This window comes from Paraburkholderia sp. EG287B, assembly GCF_040965595.1.
In the GTDB taxonomy this organism is placed as follows: Bacteria; Pseudomonadota; Gammaproteobacteria; order Burkholderiales; family Burkholderiaceae; genus Paraburkholderia.
Window position 1 is genome coordinate 311,196 of the sequence record NZ_JBFRCG010000011.1, and the last position, 20,219, is coordinate 331,414.

Annotated in this window: 19 protein-coding genes; 10 read left to right on the forward strand and 9 right to left on the reverse strand. The window is 64.1% G+C overall.

Annotated features, from left to right (window positions below; genetic code table 11):
- Positions 1 to 313: 313 nt before the first annotated feature.
- From AB4Y40_RS21945 to AB4Y40_RS21960, 4 genes are all read right to left on the reverse strand, one after another.
- On the reverse strand, positions 314 to 3,439 hold the full coding sequence (locus AB4Y40_RS21945) for a tetratricopeptide repeat protein (RefSeq protein WP_368689547.1): 3,126 nt from the start codon (positions 3,437 to 3,439) through the stop codon (positions 314 to 316).
- A gap of 277 nt (positions 3,440 to 3,716) precedes the next feature.
- The gene (fliT, locus tag AB4Y40_RS21950; RefSeq protein WP_324142778.1) at positions 3,717 to 4,016 is read right to left on the reverse strand and encodes a flagellar protein FliT; all 300 of its coding nucleotides are present in this window, start codon (positions 4,014 to 4,016) and stop codon (positions 3,717 to 3,719) included.
- A 23-nt stretch (positions 4,017 to 4,039) separates the two neighbouring features.
- Positions 4,040 to 5,617: a flagellar filament capping protein FliD gene (gene fliD / locus AB4Y40_RS21955; RefSeq protein WP_368689548.1), complete on the reverse strand. Its 1,578-nt coding sequence runs from the start codon at positions 5,615 to 5,617 to the stop codon at positions 4,040 to 4,042.
- Positions 5,618 to 5,762: 145 nt separating this feature from the next.
- The gene (locus AB4Y40_RS21960) at positions 5,763 to 6,938 is read right to left on the reverse strand and encodes a flagellin (RefSeq protein ID WP_368689549.1); all 1,176 of its coding nucleotides are present in this window, start codon (positions 6,936 to 6,938) and stop codon (positions 5,763 to 5,765) included.
- A 371-nt stretch (positions 6,939 to 7,309) separates the two neighbouring features.
- On the opposite strand from AB4Y40_RS21960, the gene AB4Y40_RS21965 reads away from it, so the two are divergent.
- Complete coding sequence (locus tag AB4Y40_RS21965) at positions 7,310 to 8,251, forward strand: aldo/keto reductase (RefSeq protein ID WP_368689550.1); 942 nt, start codon at positions 7,310 to 7,312, stop codon at positions 8,249 to 8,251.
- Between the two features lie 381 nt (positions 8,252 to 8,632).
- Complete coding sequence (rpsU, locus tag AB4Y40_RS21970) at positions 8,633 to 8,845, forward strand: 30S ribosomal protein S21 (protein ID WP_004198205.1); 213 nt, start codon at positions 8,633 to 8,635, stop codon at positions 8,843 to 8,845.
- A 136-nt stretch (positions 8,846 to 8,981) separates the two neighbouring features.
- On the opposite strand, the gene AB4Y40_RS21975 is transcribed toward rpsU, so the two are convergent.
- Both AB4Y40_RS21975 and AB4Y40_RS21980 read right to left on the reverse strand, forming a co-directional pair.
- Positions 8,982 to 9,440 (reverse strand): hypothetical protein, encoded by a 459-nt coding sequence (locus tag AB4Y40_RS21975; RefSeq protein ID WP_368689551.1) that lies wholly within the window; start codon positions 9,438 to 9,440, stop codon positions 8,982 to 8,984.
- 292 nt (positions 9,441 to 9,732) lie between these two features.
- Positions 9,733 to 10,329, reverse strand: coding sequence for a DNA-3-methyladenine glycosylase I (locus tag AB4Y40_RS21980; RefSeq protein ID WP_368689552.1), 597 nt, complete (start codon positions 10,327 to 10,329; stop codon positions 9,733 to 9,735).
- A gap of 179 nt (positions 10,330 to 10,508) precedes the next feature.
- On the opposite strand from AB4Y40_RS21980, the gene AB4Y40_RS21985 reads away from it, so the two are divergent.
- Together AB4Y40_RS21985 and AB4Y40_RS21990 are read left to right on the forward strand one after the other, a co-directional pair.
- On the forward strand, positions 10,509 to 11,405 hold the full coding sequence (locus AB4Y40_RS21985; RefSeq protein WP_368689553.1) for a BadF/BadG/BcrA/BcrD ATPase family protein: 897 nt from the start codon (positions 10,509 to 10,511) through the stop codon (positions 11,403 to 11,405).
- Positions 11,406 to 11,497: 92 nt separating this feature from the next.
- On the forward strand, positions 11,498 to 12,319 hold the full coding sequence (locus AB4Y40_RS21990) for a Cof-type HAD-IIB family hydrolase (protein ID WP_368689554.1): 822 nt from the start codon (positions 11,498 to 11,500) through the stop codon (positions 12,317 to 12,319).
- A gap of 70 nt (positions 12,320 to 12,389) precedes the next feature.
- Here the strand turns inward: AB4Y40_RS21990 and AB4Y40_RS21995 are convergent, their stop codons facing one another.
- Together AB4Y40_RS21995 and aqpZ are read right to left on the reverse strand one after the other, a co-directional pair.
- Complete coding sequence (locus tag AB4Y40_RS21995) at positions 12,390 to 13,106, reverse strand: histidine phosphatase family protein (protein ID WP_368689555.1); 717 nt, start codon at positions 13,104 to 13,106, stop codon at positions 12,390 to 12,392.
- A gap of 213 nt (positions 13,107 to 13,319) precedes the next feature.
- Entirely contained in the window at positions 13,320 to 14,066 is a 747-nt protein-coding gene (gene aqpZ / locus AB4Y40_RS22000) for an aquaporin Z (RefSeq protein ID WP_368689556.1), read from the reverse strand.
- Positions 14,067 to 14,353: 287 nt separating this feature from the next.
- On the opposite strand from aqpZ, the gene AB4Y40_RS22005 reads away from it, so the two are divergent.
- Positions 14,354 to 14,650 carry an H-NS family nucleoid-associated regulatory protein gene (locus AB4Y40_RS22005; RefSeq protein ID WP_368689557.1) on the forward strand — a complete coding sequence of 99 codons (297 nt, stop codon included), beginning with the start codon at positions 14,354 to 14,356 and terminating at the stop codon, positions 14,648 to 14,650.
- Positions 14,651 to 14,842: 192 nt separating this feature from the next.
- On the opposite strand, the gene AB4Y40_RS22010 is transcribed toward AB4Y40_RS22005, so the two are convergent.
- Positions 14,843 to 15,907 (reverse strand): glycosyltransferase family 4 protein, encoded by a 1,065-nt coding sequence (locus AB4Y40_RS22010; protein ID WP_368689558.1) that lies wholly within the window; start codon positions 15,905 to 15,907, stop codon positions 14,843 to 14,845.
- A gap of 606 nt (positions 15,908 to 16,513) precedes the next feature.
- On the opposite strand from AB4Y40_RS22010, the gene flhD reads away from it, so the two are divergent.
- From flhD to AB4Y40_RS22035, 5 genes are all read left to right on the forward strand, one after another.
- Entirely contained in the window at positions 16,514 to 16,831 is a 318-nt protein-coding gene (gene flhD, locus AB4Y40_RS22015) for a flagellar transcriptional regulator FlhD (RefSeq protein ID WP_069264381.1), read from the forward strand.
- A gap of 105 nt (positions 16,832 to 16,936) precedes the next feature.
- Positions 16,937 to 17,479, forward strand: a complete 543-nt coding sequence (gene flhC / locus AB4Y40_RS22020; protein ID WP_133183381.1) for a flagellar transcriptional regulator FlhC — start codon at positions 16,937 to 16,939, stop codon at positions 17,477 to 17,479.
- A 362-nt stretch (positions 17,480 to 17,841) separates the two neighbouring features.
- On the forward strand, positions 17,842 to 18,702 hold the full coding sequence (gene motA, locus AB4Y40_RS22025; RefSeq protein WP_028203346.1) for a flagellar motor stator protein MotA: 861 nt from the start codon (positions 17,842 to 17,844) through the stop codon (positions 18,700 to 18,702).
- Positions 18,703 to 18,712: 10 nt separating this feature from the next.
- A complete protein-coding gene (gene motB / locus AB4Y40_RS22030) occupies positions 18,713 to 19,789 on the forward strand; it encodes a flagellar motor protein MotB (RefSeq protein WP_368689559.1) in 1,077 nt (358 codons plus the stop codon).
- Positions 19,790 to 19,802: 13 nt separating this feature from the next.
- Positions 19,803 to 20,177: a response regulator gene (locus tag AB4Y40_RS22035; protein WP_069264375.1), complete on the forward strand. Its 375-nt coding sequence runs from the start codon at positions 19,803 to 19,805 to the stop codon at positions 20,175 to 20,177.
- Positions 20,178 to 20,219: the final 42 nt, after the last annotated feature.

The window sequence follows — 20,219 nt, forward strand, 5'->3', positions numbered from 1 at the left end:
GGCGCGGCAGGCAGGTCGTGTTCATGACAAGACCGCTGGACAGAATGACAACCCGGAGGCGCCCCGCCGCAATTGCTCGACGCCTGTTCGGACTGTCTTCGTTATGTGTGTTTGGCGAATCGGCAAGCCATGACAGGCCCGGTCAACAGCGTCTCATTGAGCGCCATTCGATCGACCGGAAGAGGAACGTGCAACGCGAGACGGGCGCTGCGCCGATATGGCCGCCGTCAGGGCTGGACCGCTGCCCGACGAACCGTTTATTGACTGCCAGCAGGCGACGCCGGAGCGTCGCCTGGTTGTTGGGAGAACGGCCTCAATCGCCGTATTTGCGCAGATAATTTTCGTAGCCTTCGCGCCAGCTCGGCGTGCCGAACGCGCCGCCGCTTTCGTGCACGACCGAAATCGGCCAGGTGCCCATGCGCAGCCCCTTGAGTTCCGCCTGGCGACAGAAGTCCATGTCGTAGAAGTGGAACTTGAACTGCTCGTCGAAATGCAGGCCGCTCTTCGCGAGCACTTCGCTATCCGCAATCAGCAGCAGACCGTCGAGAAGCTTGCATTCCTGTCCGGAAGGCCCGAAGGTCGACGCGATGTTGCACGGGAACCCCTTGCCGTGGCCGACGGTTCCGCTCAGATACTTGCGCTCGTCCCACTGCAGATCGGGCGTCGCGAAGGCCCATGCGGGCTGGCGCGGCGCGCGGCGCAGGTTGCCGGCGAGCCCCACCACCTCGAAACGGGCGAGGGATTCGCGGATGCGCTCGGTCCAGAAGAAGTCGTTGAGCCAGACGTCGTCGTGAACGAATACGAGGATCGCCGGACGCTGCTTCGCCTCTTCGATCGCCGCGTTGTAGATGCTGGACAGCCCGCGCGTGTTGTTGTCGAACAGCTGGAGTTCGATGTTGGGCAGTTGGGCGTAGAGCTTTAGCGACTGGCCAAGCGCCGTTTCATTCGAGAACTGCTCACGGGTGCGGCGGGTGCCGCAGATGATACGGATTGGTTTCGTCGCTGCGGGGATGCCGGTCACCGCGTCGATCGACGTGATCGAGCCGGCTGTTGGCGCAATACCCGGTTGTTGCTGCTCGCGCGCCGGTTCCGCAACCGGTTCCGCTGAAGCATCCTGCGGCTGCGCCAGGACCTCGAAATGCTCCGGCGCAAGTCCGTCGCACCAGCGCTGCCACATGGTTCGCAGCGCACGCGATACGGCGTTGGCGATCGTGCTTGCGCTGATGATGGGCGACTGCATGCAGTGCTGGCGCAACTCGCGGCGCACCGTTGCGAGTGCCTCGATGTCGCTGGCGAGCGCGACGCACTTGCTCACAAAGTCGTCCTTGTCGTTCGCGACGAACGCCTCGTCGAGCCCGAGGTGCGAGAGCCATCCCGTGCTGCCCCGGCTCGCCATCGAAACGCCGGGCAGGGTCATGGTGGGCACGCCCATCCACAGGGCGTGCATGGTCGTGGTCGAACCGGCGAATGGGAACGCGTCGAGACAGACGTCGACCTGCTGGTGCTGTTGCAGGTAGACATCGGTGCCCTTGCGCTGCATGAAGCTGATGCGGCTCACGTCCACACCTTCGCTCGCGAACAGTTTGGCTACTCTGTTCATCTGTTCGATCGACGTGATCGCGCCAATGAGCATGCGCGAAGTCGGTATCTCGCGCAGCACGCGCGCCCAGAGCGCCACGACTTCCGGCCCGATCTTGACCAGACGGCTGAAGCTGCCGAAGGTCAGGTAGCCGTTTTTCAAGGCGGGCAGCTCGTTTACCTCCGGCGCTTGCGCGTACGGCTTAAACGGCGCGAGAGCCGGCAGGAACACGAGCTTTTCCGAGAAACGGCTGGCGAACTGTTCGAGCGGTGTGACGAACCGGTCCGACATGTAATAGTCGATGGCCGTCAGGCCGGTCGTGGCCGGATTGCCGATCCAGCTCACCTGGATGGGCGCGGGCTTGTGCGCGAGGGCCACGAGACGGTTACGGCCGGTATGGCCGGACAGATCGATCATGATATCGATGCCGTCGTCGCGCATTTTTTGCGCGACCGCTGCGTCGGTCATGCCGAAGATTTCGTGCCACTCTTGCGCGTGCTCCCGGATCGTCTTCGTGAACGCGTCGGTGACGACGTAGTTCGAATAGACGTGCAGCGACAGGCTCGTATCGCGGGCCAGATGCTCCACGATCGACTGGAAGAAGTAGGCGACCGGGTGATTGATCAGGTCGCCGGAAACGAAGCCGATCCGCAGGCGCCGCGATGGGTTGCGATCGTTCGTGTGCTGCGGCCAGTGTGGACGCAGGGAGGCTTCCTGGCGCTTCCCGTACTCGCTGAACTCCGCGAAGGCGCTTTCTGCATCGAGGTCGGTCTTGTGCATCAGGCAGAACAGCAGGTTGCTGTGCGTGGCCGCCTGCATGGGCGCGAGTGCGAGCGCCTTGCGAAAGGCGCTTTCCGCTTCGTCGTACTGGCCATCCTCGTTCAGTGCGTTAGCCAGCGCGTCGAGCTCGAGAGCATTGTTCGGCTCCAGTTCAACTGCGCGGCGCATCTGGGCGATGCCCTCGCCGGCGCGGCCGGTCGCCTGAAGGGCGGCACCCAATGTGCGATGCAGTGCTGCACTCTCGGGATGTTTTTCGAGCGCCTGGGTGCAGTGCGCGATGGCTCGCTGGTGCTGGCGCGTGATATGCAGCGCGTCGGCCAGCATAGACTGCGCGGGGAGACTGTTGGGCAGCAGGCCGGTGGCCCGCTCGGCCGACATCACGGATTCCGCATACTTGCCTGCGCGCTGCAGGGCGTGCGTGAGCGTCAGCCAGCATTCGCCGTGCGCCGGGTTTTGCTCCGTCAAGCGACGGGCAAGCTTCAGCGCGGCCTCTGTTTTTCCGCCGTTGAACAGATCGGCAAACTGGCGCAGATCCGTCATGCTGGCGCGACGCAGGTCGGCTATCGCTGCGGGCGTGTCCGGAGTCTTCTGCTTCGACGCAGCTTCGGGAGGCTCCACCGCGGCCGCGTGCGAAGGTTCAGTCGACAGCGCTGGTGCTGCCGCCGCATCAGGCTGGGGCAGACGAGCCTTCAACGTCTCGATGGCATCCCCGGGAACGCCGCATTGCCGCGCCACATCAAGCGCCATCCGCGCGGCTTCGAACTGGTTGCTCGCGGTCAGGGCGTTGAAGTAGTAGACCCAGAGTTGCGCGAAGTTCGGCGTATGGCCGAGCACCGCTTCGAAGTGCGGCGCGGCCTCGGCTGGCCGGTCCGTTTGCATGTACAGCACGCCCATATGGTAATTGGCGTCGACATGATCGCTATCCGCTTCCAGCACGATGGCGTAGAGCGCTTCGGCTTCGCTGTATTCCTGCTTGCGATGATGTTCGATCCCGGCTTCCATGACGAGCTGGATGTCGTTCCCCATTTGCGATTGGGGGGCGAGCGCGGTGGTTTCGGTCGGAGTGGGGAAAGCGGTCATGACGAAGGCGTGCTTGCGCCGCAGTTAGCAGAAGTAAGGCAATTATCGAGGGCGCGCACTCGGGACGAATTGCCGAGTTGACGTCAAAACGCCCGCCAATTCGGTGGTGCGAACGAAGGGCGGAGATGGGTCGGGGTAGTCGGCCGTTGCGGCCATGGCCGTGCGCAATGAGGGCGCACAAAGAAAAGCCCGCACGAGGCGGGCCGAGGTACGCGAATGCGCCCTCGAGGGCGCAATGGTTGTTTGTTATTCCTGTACGCGCTGCAAAGTCCGTACTTCAGAACTGCGCGACGCGCTGATACTGGTTCACGTTGCGCGTGGCCTGCATGGCGGAACGGTATTCGGCGCTCAGCGCCGACTGTGCCGAACCTGCCGTTGCGGCGATGCGCGCGTCGATCGCGTGAACCTGCTTGAGCACGTCGAGCGCGGCGTCCGTTTGCTTCGCGGAGAGCGACATGAGCAACGGCGAGCGCTCGTTGGCGAGCGCGGCCGCCTTTTCCCATTCGCCGACGGCTGCCGCCTGTTCGATGTCTTTCGTGATCTGCCAGATGCGATCGATGGGCGCTGCGAATTCCACGTCGTCTCTCCTGCTGGATGCGCTCAGCTCTTGTTGGTGGCCAGCGCGCCTGCGCTGTTGGTGCCGCCGAAGAGCTGCGTGAGGTACTGCTGGTTGTTGTTCATCGTCGCCATCAGCGTGTTGAGCGCGGTGAATTGCGCGGTGTACATGCTGGTGAGCTGCGACTGGTATTCCGCGAGATTGGACTGCTGCGTCGAAAGGTTCGTCAGGTCAGTCTGGATCGCGTTGGTACGCGTCGTGATGACGCCCGTGCTCGACTGATAGCTCGTGATGTTGTTATTCAACTGGGCGGCGACGCCGTTGGTCGAATTGAACAGCGCCGCCACGGTCGACTGATTGTTTTGCAGTGCCGTATTCAGCGTGTCGCTGTCGACCGAGAGCGAGCCGTCCGAATTCAGGGTCACGCCAATCGATGCCAGGCTGGTCGTCGTATTGCCGCTCTTCACGCCGGTTGCCACGATCGTCGCCAGCTGGTTCTGAATCATGTTCAGCGTCGAGTCGCCGAGCAGCACGCCCTGCGACGTCGACGTCGAACTGAACGACGTGAGCGTCGACATCGTCGTCACGAGCGTGTTGTACAGCGTGACGAAATTGTTGATCGCGCTGGATTCCGCGCTGGTGTTCTGCGCAACCGTAAGCGTTTGTGCGCCGCTGCCCGTGCTCGACGTGTCGACCGCCGCTGCGGTGAGGGTCAGCGTGACGCCAGACAGCGCGGTTTTTACGGTGTTCGTCGTGCTGGTCGCGCCCGTGCCGTCGATCGTGAAATAGGCGTCGTGTGCGGCCGTGGACTGTGTCCAGTTGGTCGTGTTGGAGATCGTCGACTGGTTGGCGGTGAGGTTGGCGGAAGTCGCGCTCGCGCTCGTGATCGCCGTGCCTGCCGTGGTCGTCACGGCAAGGTTGTTCAAGGCATCGCTGGAATTCGAGTCGCTGATCGCGATGCTGATGCCGTTCGATGCGCCGGTCGAGGTGGCGTGCAGCACGAGGTGCGCGCCATCGGCGCCGTTGACGACCGTTGCCGTCACGCCCGGATTGTTGGTGGCCGAGTTGATCGCGGATGCAATGCCCGCGACGGTGCTGTTGGTGCTGTCGAGCGAGATCGTGGTGCTGGCGCCGTTGACCGTCAGCGTCATCGTGGACGAGCCCGAGGCGAGCGCCGTTGTTGCGCCGTAGCCGGTCGAGGTGAGCACCTGAGCTTGTGCCACTTGCTTGACGTCGAGCGAATACGTCCCTGCTGCCGCGCCGCTGCCTGCGGTGGCCGTAAGGCCGGTGCCGCTGAGCGTCGTGCTGAACGCACTGAGGGTCGTGCCGTCCGAGAGCGGCGAGAGACCTGCCTGGAGCGCGGAGAGCGCGGCGGAAAGCGCGCCGTACGCAGAGATTTCGGTGTTGTCCTGCGTCTGCTCGGCGCTGATCGTGGCGGCCTGGCCGGCGATCTTGGAGTTGACGAGCGCCGTGACGAGCGAATTCACGTCCATCGACGAGTTGCCGGTCGAGCCGCTGACAATCGACTGGGCTGCTTGCTGCAGAGCGGCGTTGCTCGCTGCGGTCGTAGCGGCGACGCTACTTGCGATCGTGCTGGCTGTCGAACTGGTTACGGTGGACATGAAGGGGCTCCGTGCGTCGGCGTTGCAGTTTGAATCGGTTCAAGTCTGGAAAACGCCAATCGGGAGGCGATCCTCCCGATTGGCTTGCGTTGCGCTCACGGGTATGGCGGCCGGGCGCGCAACGCTTGGGCTACAGAAGCTCGTATTACTGGAGGAGCTTCAGGATCTGCTGCGGCTGCGAGTTCGCTTGTGCGAGCACCGAGATACCGGCTTGCTGCAGCACTTGCGCCTTCGAGAGGTTCGCCGTTTCTTCTGCGAAGTTGGCGTCCTGGATCGACGACTGGGCGGTCGACAGGTCGGTCGACTGAGCTTGCTGCGTCGTGCCGATTGCCGTGAAGCGGTTCTGTGCTGCGCCGAGCGTTGCCTGCAGGTTGTTCAGCGTGTTCAGCGCGTTGTCAATCGACTCCATGGCCATGCTTGCGCCGCTTGCCGTGCTGATGTCGACGTTAGCAACGTCCGTCGGCACGTTGTAGGAGTTGACCTGAGCGTCCACAGAAGCGACAGCAGCGGAGCCGGCCGAGCCGACAGCCGTATTGAAGGCTGCGGCAATGCTGAGCGAGACCGCACCGCCCGAGCCCTGGATGGCGTTGCCGCTGGTGCCCGAAGCGCCCGTGGCCGTGAACAGCGTACCGACCGCACCGCTGCTCAGTGCCTGATTGTTCTGGTCCGTGAACGTGAAGCCGCCGCTGCCGTCGGAAACCACATTGATCGACGTGACGGTTGCTGCCGAGGCGGCGACCGAAGCGCCAGCCGAGCTCAGGCTCAGGCCGCTGAACGTGCCGAGCGTCTGGCCGGCTTGCGGCACGCCGCTGCCGATCGAGGCTGCCGACATGTTTTGCGACAGGCTCAGGCTGATCGTCTGACCGACGTTTGCACCGACCTGGAACGACACGGTACCGAGCGAACCGTTCAGCACGTTCATGCCGTTGTACGTCGTTTGCGACGCGATACGGTTGATTTCCGAAACTTGCTGGTTCACTTCCTGCTGCAGTGCTGCGCGGTCGTCTGCGGTCATCGAGCCGTTGGCCGCTTGCGTGGCCAGCTGGCGGATACGCTGCAGGCTGCTCGTCAGCGACGACAGACCGCTCGATGCCGTTTGAACCAGCGAAACGCCGTCGTTCGAGTTCGACACACCCTGATTCAGACCGTTGATCTGGGTCTGCATGATGTTCGAGATCGCGAGGCCTGCTGCATCGTCAGCTGCGCTGTTGATGCGCTTACCCGACGACAGGCGCGTGATCGCTTGCGACAGCGCGCTGCCCGAGCCCGTCAGGTTCTGTTGCGCGACGAGCGAGTTGATGTTGCTGTTAATTCCGAGCATGGAAATTCTCCTAAGCGGGCTGAAAGCCCGTTACAAGCCACTATGGCCGCGGCGGGTGCAATCTTTCATTGCTGGCCGCCTCAGTGAAGGTTGTCGGCGTGGGTAAAAAAAACTTGAGGGGAAGCACCGACAATCGAGACCTCATTTGCGCGGTGCATAAAAAATCCAGTTGCGCCGCGCTCCGTGCTTCCCGCTTCCCTCACGCATTCCTGCGTCCTGCAGTTTGCAAGCGTGTTTACGGCAGGTATCGCGCGTGGTTTAGTGCAGCGCCGCCAGGGCACTTCCGCGGCCGCGTGCCCGTGCCCGCTGCAGCGCGCCGCGAGGCGGCGTATGCTCAGCGGTTCCCCGTCCGCCCTTTTTCTGGAGGCCCCATGGAACTACGCAGGATCGGCACTTCCTCGTTGCAGGTCGCCCCGCTCATGTTCGGCGGCAACGTCTTCGGCTGGACCGCAGACGAAGCCACCTCGTTCTCGATCCTCGACGCCTTCACCGACGCCGGCCTCAACTTCGTCGACACCGCCGATGTGTATTCCGCGTGGGTGCCCGGCAACCAGGGCGGCGAGTCGGAGACGATCATCGGCAAGTGGATCGCGAAAAGCGGCAAGCGCGACAAGGTGGTGATCGCAACGAAGGTCGCAAAAGATGCGCGCCGCCCGGGACTTTCCGCCGCCAACATCGCGGCTGCCGTAGAAGATTCGCTGCGTCGTCTGCAGACCGATTACATCGATGTGTACTTCTCGCACGAGGACGACCAGAAGGTCCCGCTCGAGGAAACGCTCGGTGCCTACCAGCGGCTGATCGAGGCCGGCAAGGTGCGTGTGATCGGCGCGTCGAACTACACGGGCGCGCGCGTCGAGGAAGCGCTCGCGGTTTCGACGAGGTCCGGCCTGCCCGCGTACCAGATCATCCAGCCCGAATACAACCTGTACGACCGCGCCCGCTACGAGGCCGATCTCGAACCGGTGGCGATGGCGCAGAAGCTCGCGGTTGTGCCCTATTACAGCCTCGCGAGCGGCTTTCTCTCGGGCAAGTACCGTTCGCGCGAGGATCTCGCGAAGAGCACGCGCGGCTCGCGCGTCGAGAAGTACCTCGATCACCGCGGTATCCGGATCCTCGCGGCGCTCGATTACGTGGCCGAGCGCCACGGCAGCACGCTCGCGGCGGTTGCGCTGGCGTGGCTGATCGCGCGCCCGAGCATTACCGCGCCGATAGCGAGCGCGACCTCGCTGGATCAACTGGAGAGCCTGGCTGCCGCGGTACGGCTGAAGCTCGATCCGGCCGACATCCAGGCGCTCAACGACGCGAGCGCCTGACGGCAAAGGCATTAACCCAGGTGTCCTAATTGACAGGGCGGGCGCGGCGGCCGTGGCAAGCCGCGCAAGTCCCTGACTAGAATCAAGAAACCCTGGTCAGGCGGATCTTTTCCTGATATCATTGGGAGTGAATTGAGATCTTTGCCTGTTTTGTTGCCGTGTTCGTTACTGTTGGCGGCCGCAAACCGGCGGTCAGGTGTGTTGCAGCAAGGTCGACCTGATCGCGTTCCGCTGTGAACCCCCTACTTCTCTTTTCCGGCCTCCGTGGCCGCCTTGCCTCTCGTTTAGCCCCAGCGTGGCGAACGACCGGAGGGCCGGCGCGTGAGCGGCTTTGACGCTCGCGCCTTTGAACCGTATTAAGCGATTTGAGTTAGGAAATACATGACGACGATTCTTCTGAAGGAAAACGAGCCGTTCGAAGTGGCGATTCGCCGCTTCCGCCGTGCAATCGAAAAGAACGGCCTGATCGCCGAGCTGCGTGAGCGTCAAGCTTACGAAAAGCCGACGGCAGTTCGCAAGCGCAAGAAGGCAGCTGCTGTGAAGCGCCTGCACAAGCGTCTGCGCAGCCAGATGCTGCCGAAGAAGCTCCACTAAGCTTTTTCGCTTTTCGGTGTTCCGCCAGACGGCGGCGCATGCTTCGCAAGAAGCTGCGCCGCCGTTTGCGTTTGCGCGTGTTCGTGCGTAGCACTAAGCGCCGAAGCGCGGCGCGCGATGTGCGCGCCGGCCGATTTCAGGCGGCGTCCTTCAGCTGCTCGGGCGACAAGCCGAACTGCGCGGCGATCGAGCAAAGGCGTTCGCGCCATTCCCACACGCCAAACACGTCGTGCACGTTCTGCAGGCAACTCAGCAGATTGATCGTAGCGGGGTCGTATATGTTGATATGGGCGCGCAGCAGCGCCTTTTTCAGCGCGGCAACGCCCACGTCCATATAGAGCGGCACGTCGTTCGTTTCACGGCCGATGAAGCGCACGGGTATGCCTTCCATGGCGCTCATGTAGTCGCGTGGCCGGATGAAGCTGCCGACCGGACATCCGCCGTAGCAGTGCGCGCTGCCGGAGCCACCGCCACAGCCACCGCCCCGATAGGCGCCGCCGCCGCGTGGAAGAAGTGCCGCGCGCCCCTGGCCAAACAGATGGGCCACTGCGCGGTCGAAGATCTCCTGATGACTCAGGAAGTGGACGTTTTTCATTTCAACCCCCTGTTGCCCAGGTGCCAGGCACAGGTTAATTCCCTTCTAATGCGGCGCCGCCGGCCTCCCAGCCGGCATCACTACCCGTTCCCCTGACGCGCCTGCATTCACTTCCCGTTATAACGGCACGCCAGTGGAAAACCGTGGGGCGGCGCACGGTAGCGATCAAAAGACAGGCTGGCCGGCGCCGGGCGCAGTCGCTCTGGCGTGTCACAAAGCCATGCGAGACAAGAGTTTGCACGGCGTCCCGCTCCGCTCGGGAGTTACCCGAGTCGCACGAGCTTCGCTGCGCTCAGGCGCGACGCTTCTTTTTGCCAAGCGCTGCGCATGCCTTGCGGCGCATGCAGTCGCGCTCGTGGTCGTTGACCATGCCGACAGCCTGCATGAACGCGTAACAGATCGTCGTACCAACGAATTTGCAGCCGTACTTTTTGAGCGCCTTGCTAAGCGCGTCCGAGACTTCGGTAGAGGCCGGTGCGTCGCGATACGAGGCGAGGTCGTTCTGGATGGGCGTGTCGTCCACGAACGACCAGACAAATTTCGCGAGCGTGCCGTGATCGGCCTGGATCTGCTGCACGGCGCGCGCGTTGGCGATGGCGGCCTCGATCTTGGCCCGGTTGCGCACGATCGAGGCGTCCTGCATGAGCGTTTCGACTTGGTTGGGCGTAAAGCGCGCAACCTTGGCGATGTCGAAGTTGGCGAAGGCGCGGCGATAGCCTTCGCGCTTGTTGAGTATCGTGGACCACGAGAGTCCTGCCTGCGCGCCTTCGAGCACGATCATTTCGAACAGATGCTGGTCGTCCCGCGACGGCACACCCCACTCCTCGTCGTGGTATTGCACATACTGCGGCGACGCGCCGGCCGATACCCAGTTGCAGCGGTGTGTCACGGTAAGTTCCCCTTGCGAGACGTCGTTCGAGCCACGCAAGCATAGCGGATCGGTGCCGCGCCGCCACCCTGGCCGGATGGCCGATTGTGCGAAGCCTGGGAAGCCGTTAGTCTCTGCGGCACGACAAAAATTTTGGCTTTCGAACCGGACTCTCAGGCGCGCGCGGCGCGGCGGACATCATGCAGAAATACACTTGGTTGATTGGCGTGGACGGCGGCGGCACCGGCACGCGCATCGCGCTTGGCGACACGAACGGCGTCGAACTCGCGCGCGCGGCTGCGGGGCCGTCGGGGCTCGGGCTAGGTATCGAACGGGCCTGGCAATCGATCGAGGAAGGCTGCCGCGCGGCGTTTGCCCAGGCGGGGCTCGCGTTCGACTGGTCGCAATGCGTGCTTGGCTGCGGGCTCGCAGGCGTGAACAACCCCGACTGGCTGGCGCCGTTTCTCGCTGCCGCGCCCCCGGCGGCCGGGCTCGCGGTGGAAAGCGACGCCTACACGACACTGCTGGGCGCGCACGGCGGCGCGCCGGGCGTGGTGGTCGCCCTCGGCACGGGCAGCATCGCGGCGGTTCTCGGTGAGGACGGTCAGTGCCGCATTGCGGGCGGTTTCGGCTTTCCCTCGGGCGACGAAGCGAGTGGCGCCTGGTTCGGCCTGCGTGCGATCGTCTGGGCGCAGCAGGCGCTCGATGCCCGCGTGCCCATGGACGACTTCGCACGGGCCCTGCTCGCACACGCGTGCGCCACCGATCGAGACAGTCTCATTGTGTGGCAGTGCGCGGCCAACCAGACGGCGTATGCCAGCCTCGCGCCGGTCGTCCTCGCGCATCGCGAACATCCGTTCGTCGCCAGGCTGCTCGCCGAAGCCGGCGTGGAAATTGCGAAACTCATCACCGCGCTCGATCCTTCGGGCAAGCTGCCGGCCGCGCTCTCGGGCGGCCTTGGGCAGCCGCTGCGCGAATGGGTGCCGCAAGCGGTGCGCGATCGCCTGCGCGCGCCGCTCGCCGATTCCACCACCGGTGCGCTGCGGCTCGCGCAGATGGAGGCCCAGCGGCTGGCAAGCGCCGCCGCGGACAGCTGAGTGGCTGTGAGAAGGGGCACGAACGTAGGTCAACGGCATAGCCATGCCGCAGATGCTACGATTCAACGTTTCCCGCTAGCTGTGTGATCACCATGTACAAGGTCATTGCAACCGATCTCGACGGAACGCTGCTCAATAGCGACCATCAGGTCGATCCGTTCACGGTTGCCACGCTGGGCGCGCTCGATGCGCAAGGGCTGCCGTTCGTGATCGCGACCGGCCGCCACTATTGCGACGTGGCCGGCATTCGCGACGTGCTCGGCATCCGACCGTATCTCATCACCGCGAACGGCGCGCGCGTGCACGCACCTGACGACACGCTGATCCACGCGAGCAATCTGGGCGCGCCCATGGTCGAGCGTCTCGTGGCTGCCGACACCGTGGGCGAGCATGGCCGCGTGATCGTGAGCATCTACACCGACGACGCCTGGCTCATCGACCGCGATGCGCCCGAACTCCTCGCATATCACCAAGACTCGGGCTTCGAGTACCGCGTGGCGGATCTGCGCGACTACGCGGGCGCAGGCATTGCCAAGGCGCTCTATATCGGCGATCCGGCAGATCTCGCACACGTCGCGCAAAATCTCGCGCGCGAGTTCGGCAACGCGCTCTACGTCACCTACTCCCTGCCCGATTGTCTCGAAGTCATGGTGGCCGGCGTTTCGAAGGGCCGCGCGCTGCGCGTCGTGCTCGACCGCCTCGGCGTGGACGCGGCGGGTTGCGTCGCGTTCGGCGACAACATGAACGACATCGATCTGCTCGAAACGGCGGGCCATCCGTTCATGATGAACAACGCCAATCCCGATCTCATCAAGCGGCTGCCTCGGGTGCCGCGCATCGGCAACAACTTCGAAGCCGGTGTCGCGCATCATCTGCGCAAGCTGTTCGCGCTCGACGACGAACTCGCGTCGTAATTCACGCGGGCGCGGTCGCTAGCGCCGCCACCGCTCTCGCGATTCCATGCGAACGGTTACCGCGGGACGGTTACTGCGCCGCGGGCAATTGCGCGCACGGGCAGTCGTCCGCACGTGCGTCGAGCCCTTCGCGCTCGTGGGAGAAACGCGCACGCGCGGCGCCGCCGCTCCAGTCGATGCGCACCACATAGATGCTGTCGAAGTCCGCGCTTTCCCAGCGCGGCACATCGCTCGCGCTGCCGCCGTGCGCGGCGACGATGCGGCGCACGAGCGTCTCGATTTCCCGGTGTTCCCACGCAACGAGCACGGTGCGGCCGCGCCACTGCGGATCGACGAGCGTGGTTTGCAGCGCGTCGATCTTCGAATAGCCATACGGCGTCTGGATCGGCATGCCGAACTGGATCGCGGTCGGCTCGATCGTCGCGAGCGGGCGCACGTAGTAGTAGGAATGCCCGTTGTCTTCCTTTTGCTCGCCGGGGTCGGGCGCATAGATGGCGTCGGGCTTGCCGTACTTGGCCGCGATCACGGCTGGCAGCGCAAGCGCGCGGTTCAGCCCCTTGCAGTTGAGCTGGCCGAATCCCTCCGGCGGCTTTTCGCCATGCCTCACGAAGATGAGTGTTTCGACGTTGCGCGCAGCTGGCGCGCTGCTCGCATTCGTTTGCGCTGTCTCGCCGGCGTTAGCGGGTCCGTTGGCGTGCGGCAGCGGCGCACAGGCGCATAGCAGTGCGCTCAGCGCGGCGGCGAGCGTCGAGGCGATCCGGCCTGGCCGGGGGCGTGAGCGCTTCATGCTGGGCGTGATGCTCCAGGTCGCAAGACAATGGGAAGGTCGCCCGATTCTAGCAGTGCAGCCATCACGGGCCCGGCCAGCAGCGCAGCCGGAGCGCGCCGCGGCCAGCAAGACAAACGGGCGCCGAAGCGCCCGTTTGCAACTGCACGGAGAACGTGTCGCAATGCGGCGCGGCTCGGGCCGCGCGGACGTGTCAGCGCGCGTCAGAGGCCGTCAAGCCGTCTCGCGCACGGCGACCGCCGCCACCGCTTCGCGCCGCCCCGCCACCGCCGGGTACACGATGCCTGCGATCACTGCGCCGGCGATCGGCGCGACCCAGAACAGCCACAGCTGCGAGATCGCCTCACCGCCCACGAACAGCGCGGGGCCGGTCGAGCGAGCCGGATTCACCGAGGTATTGGTGACGGGAATCGAGATCAGATGAATCAGCGTGAGGCACAGGCCGATGGCGATCGGCGCGAAGCCTGCGGGTGCGCGCTTGTCGGTTGCGCCGAGAATGACGAACAGGAAGAACGCGGTCATGACGGCTTCGCACACGAACGCGGCGCCCATGGCGTAGTGGCCCGGCGACTGCCCGCCGTAACCGTTGGTCGCGAAGCCGCTCGCGACGAGGTCGAAGCCGGGCTTGCCCGTCGCGATGAGCGCAAGCACGAAAGCGCCGATCACCGCGCCCACCACCTGTGCTGCGATATAGGGCACGAGGTCGCGCGCCGGGAAGCGGCCCGCCACGGTCAGGCCAACGCTCACGGCGGGATTCAGATGGCAGCCCGAAATGTGGCCGATGGCGTAGGCCATGGTGAGCACGGTCAGACCAAAGGCGAGCGACACGCCCACGAACCCGATCCCGAGTCCGTGAACCGGCCCGGCGAAGTTGGCCGCGAGCACCGCGCTGCCGCAGCCGCCCAGAACGAGCCAGAAAGTGCCGATCAGTTCGGCGATGAGCCGCCTGGATAAGTGCATTGCGTGACACCTCGAAAAGTCGATTTTTGAAGGGGCCGCGTAAAGCACCGGCACCGGGAAATGCCAGATTCTAGGCAGTCGCCCTTTTCGATGCTGTCAAGGATTGTCAATTTGGACGTAATTGATCGAATTATTGCGATCGATGTGTACGCAATTGCGCTGGAGCCGGTCGATCGTTAAATCGAAGAATAGCGTGAAAAAACAGTATTAATAGCGATTGCGAATTCCGTTATTTGCGTCTAATCTCCGATCGAGCCGGTTTCAAGAGCAATGAAGGGGGAATAGAAATGTCGCAATATACAGAAATCAAGGCGCAGATCGCAAAACTCCAGGCTCAGGCCGAAGAGGCGCGGCGCACCGAGATCGCGGACGTCATCGCCGCGATCCGGGAAAAGATCGCCGAGTATGGCCTTTCCGCCCAGGACCTGGGCTTTGCCGAGGCCGCGCGCCGCGGACGCCCGCCGAAAAAGGCGCCGCTGCCCGCGCGCTATCAGGACCCCAAGTCGGGCGCGACCTGGAGCGGGCGCGGCAAGCCGCCCAAGTGGATCGCGGGCAAGAATCGCGAACGCTACCTGATCGCCTGACGCATGCCGCCGGAGAACAGCCCGGCCGCCATACCGGCGTAACTGCAATGCAATAAAAGAGCCGCATGTTTCATGCGGCTCTTTTTTGTGCGTCTTCTGTAATCAGCGCGTAATGGCGCTATTCGACGACTCGCAAACGATTCACGTCGTGCATTCGTCTGGATTTATCGCGAAAACCGGAATGCTTCGCACTCAGCCGGCGGCGACGCGACGCAGTACCGGACGCTGTGCGGCTTCGATCAGCGCCGTATAAGTGTCGACATAATTCCCCGCCATGATGTGCGACGTGAAGCGGTGTTCGAACTGGTTGCGAATCGCCACGCGCGAAAGCGAATCGATATTCTGCAGCGCGGCCACGGCGCCTTGCACGTCCTCGACGACATAGCCCGTGACGCCCGGGTCGATCACCTCCGGCACCGAACCGCGATTGAAGGCGATCACCGGCGTGCCGCATGCCATCGCCTCGATCATCACGAGGCCGAACGGCTCGGACCAGTCGATCGGGAACAGCAGCGCCTTCGCCCCCGAAAGGAACGCGGGCTTCTGCTCTTCGTTGATCTCGCCGACGAACTCCACGTGGGCCTGCGAAAGCAGCGGCTCGATCTCGGTCTTGAAGTAGTCCTGGTCGACCTTGTCGACCTTGGCGGCGATCTTCAGCGGCAGGCCGGAGAGCGCGGCGATCTTGATCGCCGTATCTACGCGCTTTTCCGGGCAGATCCGGCCGAGGAACGCGAGGTACTCGGGCTTGCGGTCGGCTTGCGGCGTGAGCAGGTTCTTTGGCAGTCCGTGATAGATCGTGTTCTGCCATGCGGCCTGGGACAACGGCTGGCGCTGCGAGTCCGAAATCGAGATCACCGGTGCGTTCGGGAACTGCTCGAACACCGGTTGCAGCTCCGGCAGGTCGAGACGGCCGTGGAGCGTCGTGACGAACGGCGTGTCCATGGTCGTGAAAAGCGGGAACGGCAGATAGTCGAGGTGGAAGTGCAGCACGTCGAATTCGTGCGCGACGCGGCGCACGCGCTCGAGCAGCACCATGTGCGGGGCCAGCGCGTCGCGGATCGTCGGGTCCAGACGCAGTGCGCGCGGCCAGGCGGCTTCGAGGTTTGCCGAGGTGACCGAATCGCCGCTGGCGAACAGCGTCACGTCGTGGCCGAGGTCGACCAGCGCTTCGGTCAGGTAGGACACGACGCGCTCGGTGCCGCCATAAAGCTTGGGCGGAACGGCTTCATAAAGTGGCGCAATTTGTGCGATTCGCATTGTTCGATCTCCTGGGCAAAAAGCCCAAAAAGGCCGCGTGTGCAACGAACTCGGTGATGCGGCACTGCGGCGGTACAACGGTATCGGGTTATCCCTGAGACCGATTATGGCCATTTCGCGGCCCGATACACGCGGTTTTGCAAACGCTTAAAGTTGTTACAGCGGGATACAGCAGGTGTAAGAGGCCATTGCAAAGCGTGACGCGGCTTGCGCGCGCACTGCGCAAGCCGCGTGCCCGGACGCCAGAACAAGGGTCAAAAGGCCCGGGTGAGTCGGTCGAGCGCGCGCTAGTTAGCACGCACGCGTGACGCATCCATGAAAAAGCCTATAATCGACAGATAATTTCGCGGCTTATGCGCATGACATGACGCGCCCCGCCTCCCGCCGCTGCTCCCGCCTCTGTGTCAGAAAAATTCCTACACGTTTGCGAAACTTTTTCTCGCAACGCGTCGCGGCATCCGTCCGATTTCCATTTGTTCCCGCCCCAGCCACAATGGACCCACGACCATAAACAGGCCGTTCGGATGCACTCGGGTTGCATCTGGGCGAGCAAACGTTTTCCGCGGGCGGTCTGACCAGCCGCCGCGATTTGATTCGGGGGAATCCATGAGCGCGACGACGCACAGCGACATGCTCAATGAGATCAAGGAAGTGAACCTGTCATACCTGTTGCTCGCGCAACGTCTTTTGCGCGAAGACAAGCCGACGGGTATGTTCCGCATGGGCATCTCCGAGCAGTCTGCCGAGGTGCTCGCCAATCTCACTTTCGCGCAGACCGTACGCCTTGCCGCATCGAACCAGCTGCTTTGCCGCTTCCGGTTCGACGACCACGCCATCCTGAGCGCGCTTGCCGACAAGGGCAAAACCGCGCTGACGCACTCGGCGATCATCATGGCGGGCCAGGACGTCGAGCAGATCGGCTGAACCGCTTCGCCCCGCGCCGCCGTGCGCGGCCGCGCATTGCGCCTTGCTGCCCGTGAACGGCGGCAGGCGCCACGCGCATTCCATTGCGGCTTCCAACGGGTGTCTATGGCGACAAAGAGTGTGGTGCAGGAGGTAAAAGAGATCGCGCTCGCGATCGAGCTGATCGAACTGGGCGCGCGTCTGCAACTGCTCGAGGCGGAGACCTCGCTCTCGCGCGACCGGCTCATCCGGCTTTACAAGGAAGTGAAGGGCGAGTCGCCGCCCAAGGGCATGCTGCCGTTTTCGACCGACTGGTTCATGACCTGGCAGCCCAACGTCCATTCCTCGTTGTTCTACAACACGTTCATGTTCATGAGCCGCCACGCGCGCTGCGAGCCGATCCACGCGATCGTGAAGAGCTACCGGCTCTATCTCGAGCACTTGCGGCTGCACGATGAAACGCCCGCGCTGAGCCTCACGCGCGCCTGGACGCTCGTGCGCTATTTCACCTCGGGCCTGCTGCAGATGACGCCGTGCAGCCGTTGCGGCGGCCGCTACGTGGCGCATGCGCACGACCCGCAGCGCGGCTTCGTCTGCGGGCTGTGCCAGCCGCCGTCGCGGGCGGGGCGCACGCGACGCAGCGCGCTTGCCTCGCAGATCGCCGCTTGAGGCAGATCAACCCGGCTTCACCTCGATCGATGCGGCTTGCTGCCGTTCATGCAGGCCGGGACTCCGGATAAACCCGGCTCGTCCCGGCGCAGAGGCCGCGCGGCTGCGCCGGATGGCGCCTGCCGCAGCGGGGCCGCATCGTCACACGCAGCCGCAGGCACGAACTGCAACCCCTTCCCGCGCGGCTTTGCGAACCGGCCCCAGATTCCTCCGTCATGCCGATGCCAGGCAGACGGCAGATGCCCGGCCGGCTTGCGATCCGCGCCCATTCAAACCCAAAGTTTTTCGCGCCGTTGCCGTAAACCCAGCTAAGGGCGCGGGCCGACGGCGGTTCGCGGCGCATTTCTAGTGAGGACCCGGCAGTGCTGATTATCGTTGGAACCCTCTTGACGATCCTTTGCGTCTTCGGCGGCTATGCACTCGAGGGCGGCCATCTGGGCGCGCTCATGCAGCCGATGGAACTGCTCATGATCGGTGGTGCTGGCGTCGGCGCGTTCATCCTCGGCAACGGCATCAAGACCATCAAGGCCACCTTGCGCGTGCTTCCCACGCTGTTCAAGGGCGCCAAATACAACAAGGACGTGTACATGGAGCTGCTCGCGCTGCTCTATGTCCTGCTCGCGAAGGCGCGAAAGGAAGGCACGCTCACGCTCGAAGCGGATATCGACGATCCGCAGAAGAGCCCGATCTTCACGCAGTATCCGAAGATCCTGGCCGACCACCACATCGTCGAATTCCTCACCGACTACCTGCGCCTCATGGTGGGCGGCAACATGAACGCCTTCGAGATCGAAAGCCTCATGGACGAGGAAATCGAAACCCACCACGCCGAAGGCGAGGCGCCCGCTCATGCGCTCGCGAAGGTGGGCGACGCGATGCCGGCGTTCGGTATCGTCGCGGCGGTGATGGGCGTGGTTCACACCATGGCGTCCGCCGACAAGCCGCCCGCGGTGCTCGGCGAGATGATCGCCCAGGCGCTGGTCGGCACCTTCCTCGGCATTCTGCTTTCGTACGGCCTGATCGGACCGCTATCGAGCCTCGCGGAGCAGCGCGTGACCGAGTCGACCAAGATGTTCCAGTGCATCAAGGTGACGATCCTCGCGAGCCTGAACGGCTACGCGCCGGCGATTGCCGTGGAGTTCGGCCGCAAGGTGCTGTTCTCGACCGAGCGTCCGTCGTTCACGGAACTCGAAGAGCACGTGCGCCGCGTGAAGGCGAAGTAAGGGACGGCCCATGAGCAACAACAAGGACCGCGCAATCGTTGTCAAGCGCGCCGCGCCGAAGAAGGCCGGCCACCATGGCGGCGCATGGAAGCTCGCGTACGCGGACTTCATGACCGCGATGATGGCGTTCTTCCTGCTGATGTGGCTGCTGTCGTCGGCTTCGACGGTGCAGTTGAAGGGCATCGCCGACTACTTCAACCAGCCGATGAAGATCACGCTCTGGGGCGGCGATCGCAGTGCGGAAGACTCGAGCATCCTGAAGGGCGGCGGCCGTGACATCTCGTCGCAAGACCAGGGCGTCACGCGCCGCAGCGACGGCGCGACCGAGCGCTCGGAGCGCAACCAGTCGAAGCACAACGACGACGACGCCACGAAGCAGCTCGAAGGCTCGCTCGAACGCAAGGAGCAGGTGCGCCTGCACGACCTGCAGGTGAAGCTGATGGCGGCGATCGAGGCGAACCCGGTGCTGCGCCAGTTCAAGCAGCAGATCCGCATCGACTCCACGCTGCAGGGCCTGCGCATCGAGATCGTCGACTCGCAGAAGCGCCCGATGTTCGCCACCGCGCGCGACGTGGTCGAGCCGTACATGCGCGACATCCTGCAGGCGATCGGCAAGACACTCAACGACGTGCCCAACCGCATCGTCGTGCAAGGCCACACCGACGCCGTGCCGTACGCCGGCGGCGAGAAGGGCTACAGCAACTGGGAGCTTTCCGCCGATCGTGCGAATGCCTCGCGGCGCGAGCTGATCGCGGGCGGCATGGACGAATCGAAGGTGTTGCGCGTGCTCGGCCTCGCTTCCACGCAGAACCTGAACAAGGCCGATCCGCTCGACCCGGAGAACCGCCGCATCAGCATCATCGTATTGAACAAGAAATCCGAAGACGCGCTCATGCACGACGACTCGACCACCACCACGCTCTCCGACGACGCGGCGGGTTCGGGCAAGAGCCTGCCCGCGCTCACGCCGGACGCCGGCATGGGCCGGGCGGCGCCGGCGCCGGTGGCGATCGCGCCGAAGGTGGCAAACACGGTGGCGCCGGCGGGGCCGGCCGTCGCCCCAGCCGTCGCGCCGGCAGCGCAATGACAACGAGGAACGGATGATCAGGAACATTCTGGCGATCGACGATTCGGTGTCCATGCGGGAGATCCTGCAGGCGGCGCTCGGCTCGGCAGGCTACGAGGTGACGGTGGCGAGCGACGGCGAAGAAGGGCTCGAGCATGCGCTCGCCCAGCGCTTCGACCTCGTGCTCACCGACCTTTACATGCCGCGCATGGGCGGACTCGACCTGATCAAGCAGTTGAGGGCGAATCCTTCGTACTTCGAAACGCCCATCCTCGTGCTGACCACGGAATCGGACGAAGGCTTCAAGGCAGCCGTACGCGACGCAGGCGCGACTGGCTGGATCGAAAAACCGGTGGACCCCGAGCTGCTCGTCGATCTGGCGAGCGCACTCGGCGAGGCCCACCCTTGAGGTGCCGTGCGGCGAACGACCAGGCACCCCCCAGGCAATTAA